Source organism: Frankia sp. CgMI4 (genome assembly GCF_001756285.1).
GTDB classification, from domain to species: domain Bacteria; phylum Actinomycetota; class Actinomycetes; order Frankiales; family Frankiaceae; genus Frankia; species Frankia casuarinae.
Map to the genome: position 1 here is coordinate 224,972 of NZ_MAQZ01000002.1, position 17,283 is coordinate 242,254.

General features: G+C 72.0%; 15 protein-coding genes. 6 read left to right on the forward strand and 9 right to left on the reverse strand.

Features of this window, described 5'->3' with window-relative positions:
• Positions 1-51 precede the first annotated feature (51 nt).
• The 7 genes from Manayef4_RS00960 to Manayef4_RS00985 form a co-directional block, all read right to left on the reverse strand.
• Positions 52-567: a hypothetical protein gene (locus Manayef4_RS00960; protein WP_011438756.1), complete on the reverse strand. Its 516-nt coding sequence runs from the start codon at positions 565-567 to the stop codon at positions 52-54.
• Between the two features lie 421 nt (positions 568-988).
• Entirely contained in the window at positions 989-1,135 is a 147-nt protein-coding gene (locus Manayef4_RS24645; protein ID WP_023840655.1) for a hypothetical protein, read from the reverse strand.
• A gap of 1,300 nt (positions 1,136-2,435) precedes the next feature.
• Positions 2,436-2,873, reverse strand: coding sequence for a DUF3180 domain-containing protein (locus tag Manayef4_RS00965; RefSeq protein WP_011438758.1), 438 nt, complete (start codon positions 2,871-2,873; stop codon positions 2,436-2,438).
• Positions 2,870-3,475, reverse strand: coding sequence for a 2-amino-4-hydroxy-6-hydroxymethyldihydropteridine diphosphokinase (folK, locus tag Manayef4_RS00970; protein ID WP_011438759.1), 606 nt, complete (start codon positions 3,473-3,475; stop codon positions 2,870-2,872). Before folK ends, Manayef4_RS00965 begins: the two co-directional genes overlap by 4 nt.
• On the reverse strand, positions 3,465-3,932 hold the full coding sequence (gene folB, locus Manayef4_RS00975) for a dihydroneopterin aldolase (protein WP_011438760.1): 468 nt from the start codon (positions 3,930-3,932) through the stop codon (positions 3,465-3,467). The genes folK and folB overlap by 11 nt, the downstream gene beginning before the upstream one ends.
• An 11-nt stretch (positions 3,933-3,943) precedes the next feature.
• Positions 3,944-4,879, reverse strand: a complete 936-nt coding sequence (gene folP / locus Manayef4_RS00980; protein WP_011438761.1) for a dihydropteroate synthase — start codon at positions 4,877-4,879, stop codon at positions 3,944-3,946.
• The gene (locus Manayef4_RS00985; protein WP_070130340.1) at positions 4,876-5,742 is read right to left on the reverse strand and encodes a GNAT family N-acetyltransferase; all 867 of its coding nucleotides are present in this window, start codon (positions 5,740-5,742) and stop codon (positions 4,876-4,878) included. Before Manayef4_RS00985 ends, folP begins: the two co-directional genes overlap by 4 nt.
• 866 nt (positions 5,743-6,608) lie before the next feature.
• Here Manayef4_RS00985 and Manayef4_RS00990 point away from each other — a divergent pair.
• The 3 genes from Manayef4_RS00990 to Manayef4_RS01000 all read left to right on the forward strand — a co-directional run bounded on the left by Manayef4_RS00990 (position 6,609) and on the right by Manayef4_RS01000 (position 11,632).
• Positions 6,609-8,030, forward strand: coding sequence for a hypothetical protein (locus Manayef4_RS00990; protein ID WP_070130341.1), 1,422 nt, complete (start codon positions 6,609-6,611; stop codon positions 8,028-8,030).
• Positions 8,031-8,065: 35 nt separating this feature from the next.
• Positions 8,066-9,010, forward strand: coding sequence for an aminoglycoside phosphotransferase family protein (locus Manayef4_RS00995; RefSeq protein ID WP_070130342.1), 945 nt, complete (start codon positions 8,066-8,068; stop codon positions 9,008-9,010).
• A 357-nt stretch (positions 9,011-9,367) separates the two neighbouring features.
• Positions 9,368-11,632: an AAA family ATPase gene (locus Manayef4_RS01000; protein ID WP_070130303.1), complete on the forward strand. Its 2,265-nt coding sequence runs from the start codon at positions 9,368-9,370 to the stop codon at positions 11,630-11,632.
• A 119-nt stretch (positions 11,633-11,751) separates the two neighbouring features.
• Here the strand turns inward: Manayef4_RS01000 and Manayef4_RS01005 are convergent, their stop codons facing one another.
• Both Manayef4_RS01005 and Manayef4_RS01010 read right to left on the reverse strand, forming a co-directional pair.
• Positions 11,752-13,032 carry a geranylgeranyl reductase family protein gene (locus Manayef4_RS01005; RefSeq protein WP_070130304.1) on the reverse strand — a complete coding sequence of 427 codons (1,281 nt, stop codon included), beginning with the start codon at positions 13,030-13,032 and terminating at the stop codon, positions 11,752-11,754.
• A gap of 77 nt (positions 13,033-13,109) precedes the next feature.
• Entirely contained in the window at positions 13,110-14,282 is a 1,173-nt protein-coding gene (locus Manayef4_RS01010; RefSeq protein WP_070130305.1) for a DUF5926 family protein, read from the reverse strand.
• 509 nt (positions 14,283-14,791) lie between these two features.
• Here Manayef4_RS01010 and Manayef4_RS01015 point away from each other — a divergent pair.
• From Manayef4_RS01015 to purQ, 3 genes are all read left to right on the forward strand, one after another.
• Positions 14,792-15,751, forward strand: a complete 960-nt coding sequence (locus Manayef4_RS01015) for an FAD-dependent oxidoreductase (protein ID WP_070130306.1) — start codon at positions 14,792-14,794, stop codon at positions 15,749-15,751.
• 93 nt (positions 15,752-15,844) lie between these two features.
• On the forward strand, positions 15,845-16,399 hold the full coding sequence (locus Manayef4_RS01020; RefSeq protein ID WP_254665397.1) for an ATP-binding protein: 555 nt from the start codon (positions 15,845-15,847) through the stop codon (positions 16,397-16,399).
• 139 nt (positions 16,400-16,538) lie between these two features.
• On the forward strand, positions 16,539-17,252 hold the full coding sequence (gene purQ, locus Manayef4_RS01025) for a phosphoribosylformylglycinamidine synthase subunit PurQ (protein ID WP_070130308.1): 714 nt from the start codon (positions 16,539-16,541) through the stop codon (positions 17,250-17,252).
• Positions 17,253-17,283: the final 31 nt, after the last annotated feature.

A 17,283-nucleotide genomic window follows, 5' to 3' on the forward strand; every position in this document is an offset into this window, starting at 1 on the left:
CACCCTCACGACGGTAGCTGGCGCGACGCCAGGCCGACAGGGCGCCGTCGCTCAGCCGGGCCGTGCCGCGTCACCTGGGCGGATGCCGGATTCGCAACCGCGGCGGACACCGGCACCGCGGCGACGGGTGATGGCCCCGCGCGGCAGGTCGTCGTGCCGTCCAGCCGCTCCACCGCCGATCCCGACCCGGGCCGTCCCCACCTGATCGAGCACCCATCCGCAGCTGGTGTCCCACCGCAGTACCGCGATCGCCGGATCGGTACCGCCCAGCGGAGACAACACCGCAAACGCCCAGTCGGGTGCGCCGGTCGAGGTGCGGATGCCGGTGATGCGCAGACCATCCGGCGACACCCTGGACACCAGCGGGCTGTCGAAGACCGCCGCCGTGATCGCGGCGGCCTCGGCCTCGGTGGGCAGCCGGCCGGGTCCGTCGGAGGCGTCCGGGAGCTGCCCGGCCCGGCCGTTGCCGGCATGGCCCTGCCCGGCCCGGTCCTGGCCCACCCGCCCCTGGCCGCCACTGTTCACGGTCAGGGGTGCCGCAGGAGAAGGTGCGGGTCTTGGACGCACGTGGCCTCCCTGGATGCTTTGGCAGGCCAGGACGYGCGCTCGGCCGAACATCGGCGACCAGGATGCCCGAGACGGGCCTCTTCGCGGCGAGGTCGACGGAATGCGACAGACCTACCGATACCGATTTCACACGCCCGGGGCCATCGGATGCAAGAGGATTCGGCAAACTGGGCGCAACCAATTTCGCCGGGACCGCTTCTCCTGCTCCGCCGGCCCGGATGGTCCGCGTGGCCGAGGATCCACAGGTTACCTGGACATTGCTTCGATCATACTCAATGGAGACCATAAAGCGACAAGTACGGCAACGGTGACAACAATCGCTCTCTGGTCGACAAACCTCTGCGTTGTATGCCATCTTTGCGAACTTTTTACGGGCCTGAGCCGCGAAGCCCAATCTCCGCCGACGGCGCCGGTCCAAGCCCTAACGACGCCGGTCGAACTGATCCACGAGGAAGGACAGATGGTTCACCCGTCCCCAGTCCGCGACCCGGGACATCGTCCCGGCGTCACCGGGCAGGGCCAGTGTCCGGCCGAGCGAGACGCCGACGACGAGGACCGCCGCGAGCACCGCCGCCTGAATCGCGCTGAGTACCGGGTTACGCGGCTGGCGGCCCCCTCCAGCCGGGACTCGGGTACCGGCTCGGGTACGGGCTCGGCTACCGGCCACGCGGCCGTGCGGGCGGGCCGGCTCCGAGACGGCGGCAGCGTCGCCGGCATCCGGCCCGTCGACTTCAGGACTCCCCCGCCGACCCTGTCCCGGCGGGTCCGCTCGTGGCCGGCCGGAGGCAGCGCCCGGTGACATCCGATCCGGGGCGCGCCGGGGTTCCCCGGCGGTCCGTGGGCCGTCGTCCCTGATCGCGTGCTGGTACCCGGTGAAGCTGACCTCGTCCAGTAGCCCGGAACCCGGCCGAAGTCCGGAACCCGGCCGACCGCCGCCCCGGGAGAAGCCGTCCGGGTCCGGAGGAGATCCCCGGTCCAGCCCGGACGGCGCGCGCGGGTCCGGGGGAGACGAGGAATACGCGGGTCGGTGCCGGGGGGCATCGACCCCACCCGGCGGGGAGACACCCGCGCCGCGTGGGTCGGRCCAACCGCCGCGATGGTCGGATCGCTGCGCCGGCTCGGATCGCTGCGCCGGCTCGGGCCGCTCCCCGGGCGGGACCGGCCCGCCCGGGGGCCGCCAAGCCGAGGCCGGCCGATCAACCTGCGCTGGCGTCACTGTATGAGATTGTACGATATCGTACGGTGTTGGATTGTCACCGTACGCCGGTCCGTCGAACGTCGGCGCGGCGGCTCGCGGCGAGTGGCGGGGCTCGGGCCTCCTGGCGGATCTCGTCGCCAGCGTGCTGAACGCGACGATCCGGCCCTCGGACGGCTGGCGGCGCCGGGGCGCGGCGGTTCCCTCAGCTGCCGGACCCGACCGGGGAGCGGCCCGAGCCGCGTTGGCAGGGAGATCACGCACGGGGTCCGAGAAGTTCCGCGCCGGGTCGCGAACCGGACCGGCGGGTGGGCCGGGATCGGCGCCATCGCCCACCCGACCATGGTCCACCCGACCATGGTTCAGTCGCGGCTGCGCGCGCGTGCCACCGTGCGAGTTCCTGCCCTCAGYGACCATCACCCGCCCCTTCCCGCCCCCGGCGCCTGGGCGCCACGTCACCGCACCATCCACCGACGACGCGAACAACGCCGACAATCACCACCCTACGGAGGTGGCCCAGGACAACCCCGACACCGACCACGGTCATATATCGCAATCTACCCCAGAGTAGTCCTACCAATACGAATCGGAACAGGCGGCCCATCGGTGATCACACCACTTTTCGGTGTTCCATCAGGACATTCCTCCCGGAGCCGGGCCGGGCCGGGCCGGGCTAACGCTTCTTGACCCGGCACACCCGTTCGAGGATGAGGCCCCCGGTTAACAGCACCATCGCCGCAGCCAACCCGAGACCCGCGGTGAGCGCGTCGCCGCCCGCGGTCGGGAACTCCCCCGTGCGGGGCATGGTGTAGCCGAACACACCCGCCCAGATGCCGGCGAGCGCCGCTCCGACGACGGAGCTCGCCTTGGCCAACGCGGCGAGCCGGGCGACCGTGAGCGGGAGGATCGGCCGCGTTCCCGGCCGCCCCTCCAGCCGGCGACGGGTCAGGGATGCGACCTGGAGCTCGATGGCACCGATCATGAGAACCGACACCGACGCCGTTCGCGGCAGCGTGGGAATCGATCGGTACGCCCACCACAGCAGCAGGTACCCGAGTACCCCGAACGCCACCGCGACCGCGATGAGATCACGTGCCCGGGTCGGTCTCACCTGGCCGCCTCTTCGGCGTCACTGCCGCCGACGGCGGGATCGGTGACGGCATCGGCCCCCGGATCCGCCTCGACCACGGGATCCGACAGCGACCACGGGATCCGGCGCAGACCGGCCGGGTGCTTCCCCGCGGCCATCCGGGCGACCAGATCGGCGACCCGCCCGTGCCCGGGCAGCGTCGCCTCGGGATCAACGTCCAGCCAGGGCACGCAGACGAAGGCCCGCAGATGTGCTCGGGGATGCGGCACGAGGATCTCGGGGTCGTCACTGCGCAGGTCACCGATCGCGATGACATCGACGTCGAGCGTTCGCGGGCCCCACCGGACGGCCCGGACCCGCGCGGCCCGTTCCTCCACCTCGCGGACGACCTCGAGCAGATCACGCGGGGGTGCCGGGCGCACCAGGACGACGGCGTTCAGGTAGTCGTCCTGCTCGGGTCCACCGACGGGTGCCGTCTCGTACACCGGTGAGCCGGCGAGCACCCCCAGCGCGCGGTCGAGCCGATGGACGGCGGCGGACAGCCGGCCCAGACGATCGCCGAGGTTGGACCCGAGCGACAGCACCGCATGCTCCGGCCGGGTCATCATCCGGTCACCCGCCATCGGTGACGACCCCCGCGGCCGCGGCCGGCGCGGTCACCGACTCGACGCCGTCGACCCGGTTGCGGACGATCGTCACCGCGACATCGGCGAACGGAACCGCGATCGGGGCCGCGGGCTTGTGGACAGTCACCTCGGCCCGCATCACCCGACCGTCCCGCAGACAGGCGCGGACGAGTCGATCGGCGAGGGTCTCAATCAGATTCACGGGTTCTCCGGTGACGATCCCGGCAAGGGTCTCGGCAAGCTCGCCGTAGTGCACGGTGCGGGTCACGTCGTCGTGGAACGCCGCCGAAGAGAGGTCGAGCCACAGCGTGGCATCGACGACGAACTCCTGGCCAAGATCCCGTTCCGCCGCCAGAACCCCGTGGTAGCCGCGAGCCCGCAGCCCCGACAGGGTGATCCGGTCGAGCGACGTGGCCCTCGATTGGGAGGCGACCTCCGCTGCGGAGCCCGTCACCGCGGAGCCCGTCACCGCGGAGCCCACGGAACCTCCCGATCTTCCACGCGGCCGGGATCCACGGCCCGGCCGGGATCGGCCTCGGGTCCGTCCCCGCGCCGGTCACTATCGTCCCGCCAGGCGCGCACGACCCGCACGGCGTCGGCGGCCGGCCGGACGGCGTGCACCCGCACGCCCCACACCCCGGCCGCGGCCAGCAACGCGGTGGTCGCCTGGGTGGCGTCGTCCCGGTCGGCGACCGGCCGGGCCGGGCCGTTCGCGTCCGCCAGTACCGAGCCGAGAAACGACTTGCGGGACGTGCCGACGAGCAGCGGCCGGCCGAGCGCGACGAAGGCGTCGATGTGGCGCAGAAGCGTCCAGTTGTGCCGGGCGGTCTTGGCGAAGCCGATGCCGGGGTCGAGGATGACCCGATCCTCGGCGATCCCGGCGGCCAGCACGGCCCCGAGCCGGTCCACGAGCTCCGCGACCACCTCCGCGACCACGTCGCGGTACACCGCCCGGGACGCCATGTCCGCACTGGTCCCCCGCCCATGCATCAGCACGTAGTGCACGCCACGGTCGGCGACGAGACCGAGCAGATCGGGATCGGCGCCGCCGGACACGTCGTTGACGAGCACCGCCCCGGCGTCGACCGCGGCGGCGGCCACAGCGGCACGGCTGGTGTCGACGCTGACCCGGACGCCCGCGGCGGCGAGCTCGGCCACCACCGGAAGCACGCGACGCATCTCCTCGGCGGCGATGACCCGAGACGCGCCCGGTCGGGTCGACTCACCACCGACGTCGACGAGATCCGCCCCGTCGTCGGCCATCCGCAGCCCGGCCCGGACCGCGTCCAGYGGATCGAGGTAGGTACCGCCGTCCGAGAACGAGTCCGGCGTGACGTTGACGACGCCCATCACCCTGGTCAGGCCGCCCGGCAGGAGGAGTTCCTCGACGGTCCCGCTCATGGGAGACCTCCACCGGACGTCGCGTCCAGCGGCGCACGGCGGTAGGTGTAGCGGTAGACCGGCCGGAAACCAAGATCGGCGTACAGGCCCCGCGCCGCGGCGCTGACCTCTTCGACCTGCAGATACGCATGAGTGGCGCCTCTGCCCGCCGCCCACTCGGCGAGTGCCGCGATAACCCGGCGGGCCGCGCCCCGGCCACGGGCCACGGGCAGGGTGGCCATGCTGTAGACACCCAGCCAACGGTCGTCCGCGATGYCGCGTCCGACCGCCGCCGGCATGCCGTCCACGGTCAGGGTGATGTAGATGGTGGGCAGCCGCAGCGCCGAGAGCACCGCGAGCGTGCCGGGCCRCTGCGCGTTGAACGTCGTCAGCACCTGGCCGGCGACATCCAGCCACTCATCCGCCGGCGTGGTGGTGACGGTCATCCCCACCGAGCCGGCAGCCGCCGGTGCCCGGTCGGCACCACTCACAAGGCCGGCGAGAGGCGCCGTGCAGACGTCGGTAGGACCGGTGTCGTCGTACCCGGCGGCGTCGAGGACCGCGCCGAGCCCGGTCGGCCGGGAGAAGGGTGTCAGCTGGAAGGTCGGCGGCAGACCGGCGGCGGTGTAGAAATCCCGCACCGTGGCAAGCGCCGCGGCGAGGTCGGGCACGTCGCCGCGGGCCCAGACCGAGTTGCCTCGCCGGGACGACCCGGCGGACTCGCGCAGCACCCACCCGGCCCGTTCGACCTGGCGCAACGGCGGCCAGGCCCGGTGCGCCAGGTCATCGAGCTCACGGGCCAGGGACGCGTCGGCGGACGGCAGGTTCGTCCGCGGCCCGACCAGCGGATCGGCGGGACACCGCGCCACACGGTCATCAGGCACGGCGCGCCGACCACGGCCGGCCTGGTCGACACCAGCTGCGCGACCTGCCGGCCGGAAAGCACGTCGGGGGGCCATCGACCACGATACCGAGGCTACCGATCCGAACGCGGGGATGGACGACCCGAACGCGGGGATGGACGACCCGAACGCGGGGATGGACGACCCGAGCGCGGGGATGGACGCCGGCGCCGATCGGACCAACATCGGGTCCCCCAGCTTCACCTTTTCGGTAATCATGACAAGGTGTCATGATTACAAAGCTATTGCCGCCTCGTTCCCGTTCTGGAGCGAACCGGCGGCGGGCCGCATCCCGGCCTCCCTCGGCTCGTCGCCCGGGACCCTCCCGGGCCGGGGCGATGATCCACAAGCCTGCGCCGCGCGATCCTGTCGGTCCTGCCAGCGCCCCCCTTCCTCATCCCGCCACCGCCGACCGGCGAGCTCCACCGCCGCATCGCATCGCCGCCGGCTTGCCCGCCAAACATGATCGGCAGAGGAAACCTCCGGGTAACACCACGCAGAGCCACGATGACAGGAACTTTGCGCACCAATAATCATCACCCTCCGGCGCAGCCTYCCTCCTACTATTGACAAAGCGAGACACAGGCCAGATCCGGTCGGACCAACCAGAGCGACCGGAACGACCGGCCGGCGGCAGCGAGGCCGTCGTACGACCGCCGGGAGACTTCGGCCGTTGATCGCTGGATCCGGCCGGACCGCCGTCAGGGAGGATGGCGGTCGCGGCACCGATGCGGGCGCGTGGTCTCACTGTGCGCCCCCGGTCGGTCGCTTCTCGCGGTGGGCTCTACCCCCACTACCTTGTCGTCACGGTCACGACCGTGGTGCTGTCTGAAGGAAGGACGCGCGGCATGCCGCAGTCGAGCGGATCTTCACCGACGCGCGGGCCCGACCCCGGGGCCTGGGTCCCGGCGAGCCGGGCGGCCCCTCTCCCACCCTGGTGGGCGACCACCGAGTCGATCGTCATCCCGCCGGCGCGCACCCCTCCGGACGACCACCCCGAGGACTACGAGCCGGCGCCACCGCCCCAGYCTTCGATGACGAAAGCCGCAACGAGCCCCACCGATGTGTCGCCGGCACCCGCGGGCACGCCATCCTTCGGCACTGTGAGCGAAGCACCATTCGGCGCTGTGAGCGGAGCGATCCCGGCGCAGCCGACACCGTCGTCGGCCCCCCACACCACACGCCTCGGCGCCCCGGCCCCCGGTGCCTCGGACCGCAGGCAGTTCCATCGCTATGCGGGAGCGGCGGTCATGACCGCGATCCTCGCCGAGGGACAGATCATGGAGGTCTCGGACGTCCTCGCGGCCAGTCCGATCCAGCTCGCCCTGGAACGCGCCGACGATCTGCTCGACGACCTCCTCGACGCGCACGAGGCGACCCCACCCGCGCACATCCTGGCCCAGACCGAGCGGTTGCGCCGCGGCCTGGAGCGACTMAGCCGGCGGTCMATCCCCGCCGGCGACGCCCACCGGCGCGACGTGCTGCGGGGGCGGGTCGCCGTGCTGGGTGCGGATGCGGCCTTCAAACTCGGTGACATCGAGACCGCGCGATCGCTGACGTCGCTCGGGTTCCAGGCGGGGCGCTCGGTGGGTGAGGGTGCGCTTCGCGGCTCGGCCCGGGAAGTCGCGGCCGTCAACGAGTTCTACGCCGGCCGGCCCGACGAGGCGCTCCGCCTTGCCCGGGACGGGCTGACCCACGTCAGTGGCGGTGCCGTGCGGGCCCGACTTGTCTGCCAGGAGGCGCGTGCCCTCGCCGCCCTCGGTGACGTGCGGGGCGCGGCCCAGGCCCTGGACCGGGCGTACGACCTGGCGGACGCCATCCCGGCGGACCAGTGGGGCCGTCCCGGTCCGAGTTTCGACCAGTTCAATCCGGTCGAGGTGCCCTACAACGCCACGACGGCCCTGTGTCTACTCGGCCGACCACAGGCCGCCCAGGAACACGCGGATCTCGCCCTGCCGAAGCTGGACGGGATGAACGCCCCGGGATTCCGGTCGGTGATCCGCCTCGATCTCGCCCTGGCGCTGGCCCGGCAGGGTCGCCTGGAACTCGACCAGGTCTGCGCCCTGGCCACCGAGGCGATCCAGATCTCCTGGGGGCGAACCRTGGCCTCCGTCTCGGGACGCGCGGATCAGCTGCTCGCGGCCACCCGGCCGCACAGCGAGGTGCGCCAGGTGCGGGACCTCGCGGTACTCATCCGGGAGTGGCAACGCTCCGCGGCGCGGCAGCGGCCCGGCGGGCGCGCGGTTCCCGTGCCGAGCTCGCCGGTCTGACGCCGGCCACCGTACGAGGACCGTGCGAGGGCGCAGTGGCCGACGGCGGGCACCCTCCGGCGGRCTCGCCGGACCACGCGCGGTTCACCGCGGAGCGGACCCGCCGCGCCCTCGGTGCGATCTGCGCCGAGGCCGGCCTGGACGACTCGGATGCCATGCTGATCAAGAGAACCGTGAACGCGGTGTACCGGCTGCCACGGGCCGGCGCGGTTGTCCGGATCATCGGATCGGCCGCGATGGCGCATCGGGTGAACAAGGTGGTCCGGGTGGCCCGCTGGCTGGCGGAGAACCACGTCCCGGCCGTCCGGCTGCTCCCCGGCGTGCCGGCCCCGGTCACGGCGGCCGGCTTCCTCGCGACGGTCTGGGCCGACGCGACGCCACCCGGCACCCCGCCCGGCGGTCCGGCACCGGACACCGCGGAGCTGGCCGGCGCGCTGCGCGGTCTGCACACCCTGGCGCCGCCGGAACCGCCGCTGCCATGCTGGGATCCCCTCGACGACGTCCGCCGGCGATTATCCGACGCCGAGGCGCTCCCCGGGCCCGACCGCCGTTTCCTGGAGAAGATGACCGGCCGGATCGCGGCGGCTCTGTCCACCATCCGCTACGCGCTGCCGCGGGTCGTCATACATGGGGACGCGCATCTGGCGAACCTCGTGCGGGCCGCGGACGGCCGCGCGCTGCTCTGCGACTTCGACGCCACCTGCCTGGGGCCGGCGGAATGGGACCTGATTCCTGTGGCGGTCGGCCGGCTACGCTTCGGTCATGATCCTCAGGCCCACCTCGATCTGGCCCGGGGCTACGACTTCGACGTCACCACCTGGGACGGGTTCGCCGTCCTGCGGGCGGTCCGGGAACTGAAGCTGGTGACGAGCGTGGTGCCGATCCTGGGGAGCAGCGCGACGGTGGCCGCCCAGTTCCGGGTCAGGATCGACAGCCTGCGCTCCGGCGACACCGGCGTCCGCTGGTCCCCCTACCGTTGACGCCTCCCTCATCACCCTCGCTGTCAGGGCCCCCGGGGAGGAGACGCCCCCGGGGAGGAGACGCCCCCGGGGCCGGCACCACACGAGGCACACCGTTTCCACCGGCCGGGCCGTGCGGTCCACGGAACCACATGTCATTCTGGTCAGACCTGTCGGGCCGGTCCGGCGGGTCACGTCTACGTGCCGGACGCTCGGCTCCGAACGCGGGCTACCGGGGACCGCTGTCCTGGGCGTGGTCGTCAGATCACCCCGGCCTCATGGCTTGGGTCGCCCAAACGGAGGGGAGGCCCTTGAACACGACGGAGGGAATGCCCGCCCCGGGGATCAACCAAGTGGTGTGCTGCCCGGAGAACAATCATGAACGATGATCCCCGGGAGATCGGCGCCATCCGGGTCGGCGATGCCGGAGATCGGGACCCCGCGAATCCCGGGCCGCGGGAGCGTGGCGGGCGCGTCGGGTCCCCGCCGCCGACCACCGAGCAGCCGTCCCGTTCGGCGAGCCGACTGCCGGCAGTGACGGACACCGACCGGTCGTCCCCCGACCGAGCCGACCCGGATCACTGGCAGACCGGTCCGGCGCAGCCGCGCTCCGCCGGTGCCGCCGGTTGGACGGTCGACGGCCCCTACCGCCCCGAGCCGGCGGCATCCGTCTTCCGGCCGAGCACCGCCGCCCCGGCGGCGTCCCCTGCCGTCTCCGACACCTGGCCGTCGATGCGCCGCGTTGATCCGATGTCGGCCACGGGCTCCGAGGCAGCGGGTTCCTACCCGGCTGGCCCGGCTGGCTGGACCGATCGGGGCACGCCCGGGTCCGCGGCCATGAACCGTCGAGGCACGGAGAGTGCCAACGGCAACGGCAGGATGCTGCCGATCGAGACCCGCACCTTCGATCCGCTGCTCGACCAGTTCCCACCGAATCCGGGCGGAGCGTTCGGYCAGGCGTACCCGCCGCCCCCGCCGGGGGAGACCCGGGCCTGGCGGGGCGATCCGCTGAACCCGCCACCGCTGAACCCGCCACCGTCCGACCCGTACGCCCAGTCCCCGCCACCGGGCCCGCCGCTGAACCCGCCACCGTCCGACCCGTACGCCCAGTCCCCGCCACCGGCCCCGCCGCTGAACCCGCCACCGTCCGACCCGTACGCCCAGTCCCCGCCACCGGCCCCGCGGGACGAGCGCCATGATCCGTGGCGGAGCACGCCGCCGGTGGCGGCGGCGAACTCGTCCGCGCTGGAGGAGACCGCCGCGATGAGACGAGCGGACTTCGACTCCGCCGCTCCCCGGCCGTACGGCGAGATGGATGGGCGATAYGAGACCTATCGACCGTCAACCGAGTATCCCGCGCCGCCGCCGCCCGACCGGTCGAGAACCGGAAGTAAGGCGGCCGGCGGCCCGTACACCGGCCCGGCCCGCACGCCCACCGAAGCCGGCCGCATCCCCTCCTGGCTACGCGATCCCGAGCCGGCCGGGTCGCCCGGCGGACCGGCCGGGACCGGGCGGCACCGCGATCCGAACCGCGGCGATCAGGCCCACGACGGCCGGGCCCACGACGGCCGGGCCCACGACGACCGGGCCCACGACGAATCGTTCCGGACGGAGCACGACCCATCGGCCGCGGCCGGCCGGCGTCGGGCCGGTGGCCCGGTGGGACCGGGTTCCCGGGAGACGGGTTCCCGGGAGACGGGAAACGGCCGGGCGGGGCTCGCCACCAGCGCACTGCTGCCCGCTCCCCCGGAGACGGCGTCCCGCGGCTGGCGCAGGCTCGTTTACCAGGTCTCGGCGGGCGCGGTGAACCCCGGTCCGTCCCCCGACGAGGTTCGCGACCGCCGGCTCCTCGCGCGCATCCGGAACCCGCTGCACGACTGTCACCGCATCGCGGTGATGTCCCTCAAGGGCGGCGTCGGCAAGACCACGACGACGGTGGCGGTCGGTTCCACGCTGGCCAGCCTGCGCGATGACCGGGTGGTGGCGATCGACGCGAATCCGGACCGTGGCACCTTGGGTTCCAGGGTGCCACGCACCTCCGCCCACACGGTGCGCGAACTGCTGGAGGACGCTCCGCGTCTGCACCGGTACGTGGACGTCCGCAGGTACCTGTCACAGGCCGACTCGAGGCTGGAGGTGCTGGCRTCGGCCAACGATCCGGAGCTGTCGGACACCTTCGGGGACGCCGACTACCGGGCAGCCGACGATCTGCTGCAACGGCACTACTCGATCCTGTTGACCGATTGTGGGACGGGCATCCTGCACAGTGCGATGCATGGGGTGCTGGAGCTAGCCGACACGCTGGTGATCGTGAGCAGCGCCAGCGCCGACGGCGGGTCCAGCGCGAGCGCCACCCTCGACTGGTTGGACGCGCACGGCTACTCCGACCATGTCCGCGAGGCGGTCGCCGTGATCTCGATGTTCCCCGTCCAGGGCGAGCGGGTCGACGTCGACACGCTGGAACGGCATTTTGAAGCCCGGACGCGACGGGTGGTCCGGGTCCCGTTCGACCCGCATCTGGYCGACGGGGGACGGATCGTGCTGTCGAACCTGAAACGKGAGACGCGGGCGGCCTATCGGGAGATCGCCGGCGCGGTAGCCGAACGCTTCGGCGAGGAACGCCGCGGCTACCCGGGCGGCTGACGCCGCTGACACCGCCGGCTGCCTCAGCAGCTCAGTGCCTCAGTGGCTCAGTGCCTCAGTGGCTCAGTGCCTCAGTGGCTCAGTGCCTCAGTGGCTCAGTGCCTCAGTGGCTCAGTGCCTCAGTGGCTCAGTGCCGCCACCGCCGCCCGCACGCCGGGACGACGCAGTTGCCGGGCGATGGTGGTCCGTCCCTCGATGAGCCGGGTGAACAGCCCGAAGGTGCCCGGAGCCGCCATGACCGTGTGCATCGCGCCCGGCCGGCGGGTGAACGCGGCCAGGACCTCTCGTCCCGCCGCCATCTCGGGGCCCAGGATCGCCTCGACGCGCGCGGGATAGGCCGCCAAGGCGTCGAGCGCCGTGGCGCCCGGGCCAGTGGGCCTTGTATCCGTTACCCCCCCGGCCCGGGTCACGCCCGCCCTCGCGCGACCGACGCCCACACTCGCCGCGGCGGCCGCCTCCCCGGCGAGCCGACCCGACCGTAATGCGAACGAGATGCCTTCGCGTGTCCACGGATCCAGGAGCCCGGYCGCGTCCCCCGCGACCAACACCCGGCCCCGCCGCAGCGGGGAGGCGACGGCCCGCACCCGGGTGAGATGTCCGGAGTCATSCTGGCGCGGCAGGTCGGTGAGCCCGAGACGGTCGACGAACCGGGTGTAATAGGCGCGCAGCGCGGCGCCCTCGGCACGATCACCGATCACGCCGACCGTGAGCACCCGTCCCTTGGGGAACACCCACCCGTAGGAACCCGGCACCGGCCCCCAGTCGATGAGCATGCGTCCGGCCCATCGCGCGGCACGCGCCGGGTCGGCGACAAACTCGCCCTCCAGGCCGACGTCGACCTGGTCACAGCGGACACCGACATAGGTGCCGCAACGACCCKAGGTGCCGTCCGCACCCACCACCACCCGAGCGCGCAGGTCCGCCCCCGCACGCAGACGCACGGTCACCCAACCGTCGTCCTGATCCCCGGCGTCCTCGGCGATCCCGGTCCCGCCCGGCCCGCTCTCGGTCAGCCCCACCACGTGCGCACCGGTCCGCACGGTCGCGCCGGCCGCGGCCGCCGCGGCCAGGAGAGCGGCGTCCAGATCGGATCGCATCACCATCGACATCCAGGGACGGCCGCCGGACCGGCCGCGGGTGACCTCGAAGCGGCCGTCCCAGGTCATCGTCAGGGAGCTGACGCTGGCTCGAACCAGACCGGCCAGTTCGATGCCGAGATGATCCGCCGAAAGGCCGACCAGGCCGCCACCGCAGGTCTTGTAACGAGGTACCGCCGAGCGTTCGAGCACGCACACCCGGGCCCCGGCGTTCGCCGCCGCCCGCGCCGCGCTGCCACCGGCCGGACCCGCCCCGACGACAATGACGTCAAAGGTGTTCTCCGGGTCGTCAACCCTGCTCACAGCGCTCCATCCTCCCGACACCGCACCCCGCCCAGGCAGCGCACCCCGCCCAGGCAGCGCGGTCTGCGCCGATGCCGTCAGCGCAGGGTGAGGCTGCGTCCAACAAGACCCGCCCRCACCCGGCGTTCGTGCGCGGTCAGTGCCGTGGTGTCGGCCAGTGCCCTCTGGTAGGCCACCCGCAGCGCGGCGGCCGGCTCCTCACAGCTACCCGCCTCGCTTCCGGGCGCGAGATCCCAGACGGGCACGACGAGCCCGGCGGCGCGGAAGAACCCGATGAACCTGGAGCCCTCCCCCACCGTGAGACGTTCGGCCGCGGCCAGGCGAGCCAGCGCATCCAGCAACGCCTCCTCGGTGGGGGCGACGTCGGCGCCCGCGCCGATGGGAGCGACCGCCTCGGCCTCGGAGTCGGTGCCCGCCGCAGCACCCGCCGCACCCGGCCAGGCCAGCGGAAGCGCCCACCGCAGGTGCCAGCGGTCACCGGGATGGCACCAGTAGGCGGCCGGCACCGAGGTGAGCCGTACGGTGGGCACCACGGTGGCGTTGGCGCGCTCCAGCATCACCGCCACCTCCGGGTTCGGACCGCTCTCCTCGTCGGACGGTGGCAGCCACCATCCGAATCCGGAATGAACGGTGATGTCCAGGGGCGCCGGGTCCAGCAGGTCGGTGAGCCGGGGCAACCCGGCGAGTCCCGCGGGCAGTTGTTCCAMGAGGCGCGGCGCGGAGGCGGGCGGGATGTCGATCACACTCCCCGGCTCGGCGRCGAGTGCGGCGAGCAGGGCACCGGCGACGTCCCGCGATACGTCCAGACCCGGAAGGGCGATCTGCAGGGCGACCAGGATTTCGCCGTCCTCGCGTACCAGGGCGGGGGCGGCCTGCGGCAGCATCGTGCAGAGCGTGATGCGCCGGTCGGCGTGCTCGGGATGGTCGGCGAGGTAGGCCGCCGCCAGGGCCAGCGGCGCGGTGGCGCTGGGCACCAGCTCCCGCAGGGCGACCAGGTCCGGCTCGTCGCGGCGGCCCGCGAACGGGCGCAGCACGGGAGCCGGCCGGTTCCGCTCGCCGTGGCACGCCTTGTAACGACGGCCCGACCCGCAGGGACAGGGTTCCCGCGGTCCGACGGCGGGGATGGCACCATCGGATCCGTGGACGGACGGGCGGCGACGGCTCCGTGCGGCTCCCCCGCCAGAGCCGGGCGTGGCGACTCGTGCCGGGCGGGTGCCGGGACGCTGGGGTGCGGGTCGGCGAGCGATCACGACCTCCTGAGGTAGAGACCGTCACGCGCGGTCATGGACTTCCTGCGGGTAAGGCTAAGCCATGCTCGGCGGATGACGAGGGTACCGGGTGGCGGCCGTGGCCGTGGCAAACACCACCGATCCCGTCGCGGGAGCGGGCTGAYGGAGGGCCGACAGCCGACAGATCCGGTCAACGACAGACCCGGTCGACGACAGACCCGGTCAACGACAGATGCATCCCCGGTATCTCGGGCGCCCGTTCAGGGATAACCCTCTTCCGCGGCAGGGACTATCCCGTCGCTGCGAAAGCATCACCACGGATACCGCACGCGGACCCCTCCTCAATGGGCACGATGAACACAGCCGTTCGGCGGACGGGCACTGGCGGGACTGATGGCGAGCATCATCAACGCTCGTCCGCAAGCCACCGTCACCGTGGCGACACATCCAGGAGGGCGACGCCGCGGGAACCGGTGAAAGGCCAATCGGCATGCGGCGCCCGCGGCATTCATCTCGATATAGGGGGATCGGTGGCGAAGGTCGTCGTCGCCGGCGGGGGCATTGCTGGGATCGCCTGCGCCAGCGCACTGCTAGCCGAGGGAATCACCGTGGATGTCCGTGACCGGGGCCGCGTGATCGGCGGACGGATGGCCTCACGGTGGATAGACGGGCRCATCGTGGACTCCGGCGCGTCGTACTTCACCGCCACCTCGCCGGAGTTCCGCGAAGTCGTGGACGATTGGTTCATCCGTGGCCTGGTACGCCCCTGGACGCACCGAATGTCGGTAATCAGTGGGCCGACCGCCACCCTGGCCGAGCCGCGTTCCGGCCCGCTGCGGTACGCCGCCCCGCGCGGGCTGCGTTCCCTGGTCGCCGACCTCGCCTCCCGAGCCGGGGTGCAGGTCACGCAGTCCACACCGATCCGCCGGGTCACCCCGGGTCCCCGCGTTGACGACGAGGCCGCCGACGCGGTGGTCCTCGCGATGCCCGACCCGCAGGCGCTGCGCCATCTCGACCCGGCCTGCACCGAGGAGCGGGCGCAGCTCGCCGGCCGACCCTGGTCGCCGGTGCTGGCGCTGCTCGCCGGCTGGCCCTACCGGTGCTGGGCACCGATCGACGGAGCCTTCGTCCACGACGACGATACGATTGCCTGGATCGCCGACGACGGTCGTCGCCGGGGTGACAATGCCGCCGTCCTGGTCGCCCACTCGACGCCGGATTTCGCGCGGCCGCGGCTGGCCGACCCCGCGGCGGCCGGGCCCGATCTCGTCGCGGCGCTACGGCGCCTGCTCACCATCACGATGCAACCCAGTTGGACGTATGTGCAAAAGTGGACCTTCGCTCGCCCGGACCGTCCGCACGAACAGCCGTACTACCTGTCCAGCAGTGGGATCGGGCTCGCCGGCGACGGCTGGGGAACACCGAAGATCGAGAGTGCCTGGCGCTCGGGCACCGAGCTGGGCCGGGCCCTTGCCGCCCGATTGAGATAACCGATTGCGACAACCTATCGCAATAACCGATTACGATGACCGATGACATGTGACMGGATCGAGCCTGTGTCGGCGTAGGTCGTTCGGTTGACGATGCGTGACGCGGGTACACCCTCCGACATGGAGATCAAAGTAAGCCTGTCGTTGCCCCACGATGAGATCTCCATACCCGTGATTCGACGTATCTGTACGCAGTCCCTGAAAGTCCTGGGCGTCAATAAAGAATGCATTGACGATGTTGAAATCGCCTTGACCGAAGCGTGCGACAACGTTCTTCTACATGCTCATGCCGGCGACGAGTACGAGGTTTTTGTGGGAGTGGACAACGAAGTCGCTGTCATCGAGGTGAGCGATCGCGGCGACGGTTTCGACAGCGCGGATGAGCTMGATCGGACAGCCCGCCAGAATGGCGATTCCCCCAGGCCGGATAATGTTCCCGAGCAAGGCCGCGGCATCTTTCTCATGCGCGCTCTGATGGACCGGGTGCAGTTCCACCAGGTGGACAGCCCCCATCGGGGCACCCGCGTGCATCTGGAAAAGACTCTCACCTGGGAGGAGAGCGCTCCCGGGGCGCGGCTGAGCCGGGCGCGGACGGGGCTCCGGCCCGCTTCCCGCCCGGAGGTGRCCGAGGGCATCCATCCGGTCTGACGTCTCCCGCCGTCCACCATCTCCCGCCGTCCACCGTCTCCCGCCGTCCCCCGCCGCTCCCTTCGTCGATCGGCCGCCCCACGATTCGACCGGCTACGCTGACGGGAGTGGACTCCGAGGAATCTGGGCGGGTATCGCGATGGGTGTGGTAATGACTGAGGCGGACTCGCYGGCCCGGATCGGGATCGTCACCTTCCCCGGCTCCCTCGATGACCAGGACACGGCGCTCGCGGTGCGGGCCGCCGGTGCCGAACCGGTCTCCCTCTGGCATGGCGACAGCGATCTCGCCGGCGTTGACGCCGTCATCCTGCCCGGCGGATTCTCCTACGGTGACTACCTGCGTGCCGGTGCGATAGCCCGGTTCTCGCCCATGGTGGCGGCCCTCGTCCCGGCGGCCCGCGCGGGCCTGCCGATTCTCGGCATCTGCAACGGGTTTCAGGTGCTCTGCGAGGCCGGCCTGCTCCCCGGGGCACTGACCCGCAACGTGGGACTGCACTTCGTCTGCCGCGACCAGCGGTTGCGGGTCGAGGCGCCGGGCACTGCCTGGACCCGCGGCTACCAGGACGGCGAGGAGATCGTCATCCCGGTGAAGCACGGGGATGGCCGCTATGTTGYGGCCCCGGACGTGCTCGCCGAACTCGAGGCGGCCGGGCGGGTTGTGGTGCGCTACGTCGGCGGGAATCCCAACGGGTCGGCGGCCGACATCGCCGGGATCTGTAAYGAGAGCCGGACGATCGTGGGCCTGATGCCGCATCCCGAGCATGCTGTCGACGACCTCACCGGCCCCGGGGTCGACGGGCTTCGCATGTTCACCTCGGTGCTGTCCGGCTTTTTGTCGGCTTTTTCCTCTTAAAGAAGGATTTTTGGTTACGAAGGGGTCTCCT

Excerpts from the sequence above, each read along its gene's own strand:
- folK (WP_011438759.1), bottom strand. The coding sequence starts at position 3,475 with ATGGCGGGTGACCGGATGATGACCCGGCCGGAGCATGCGGTGCTGTCG.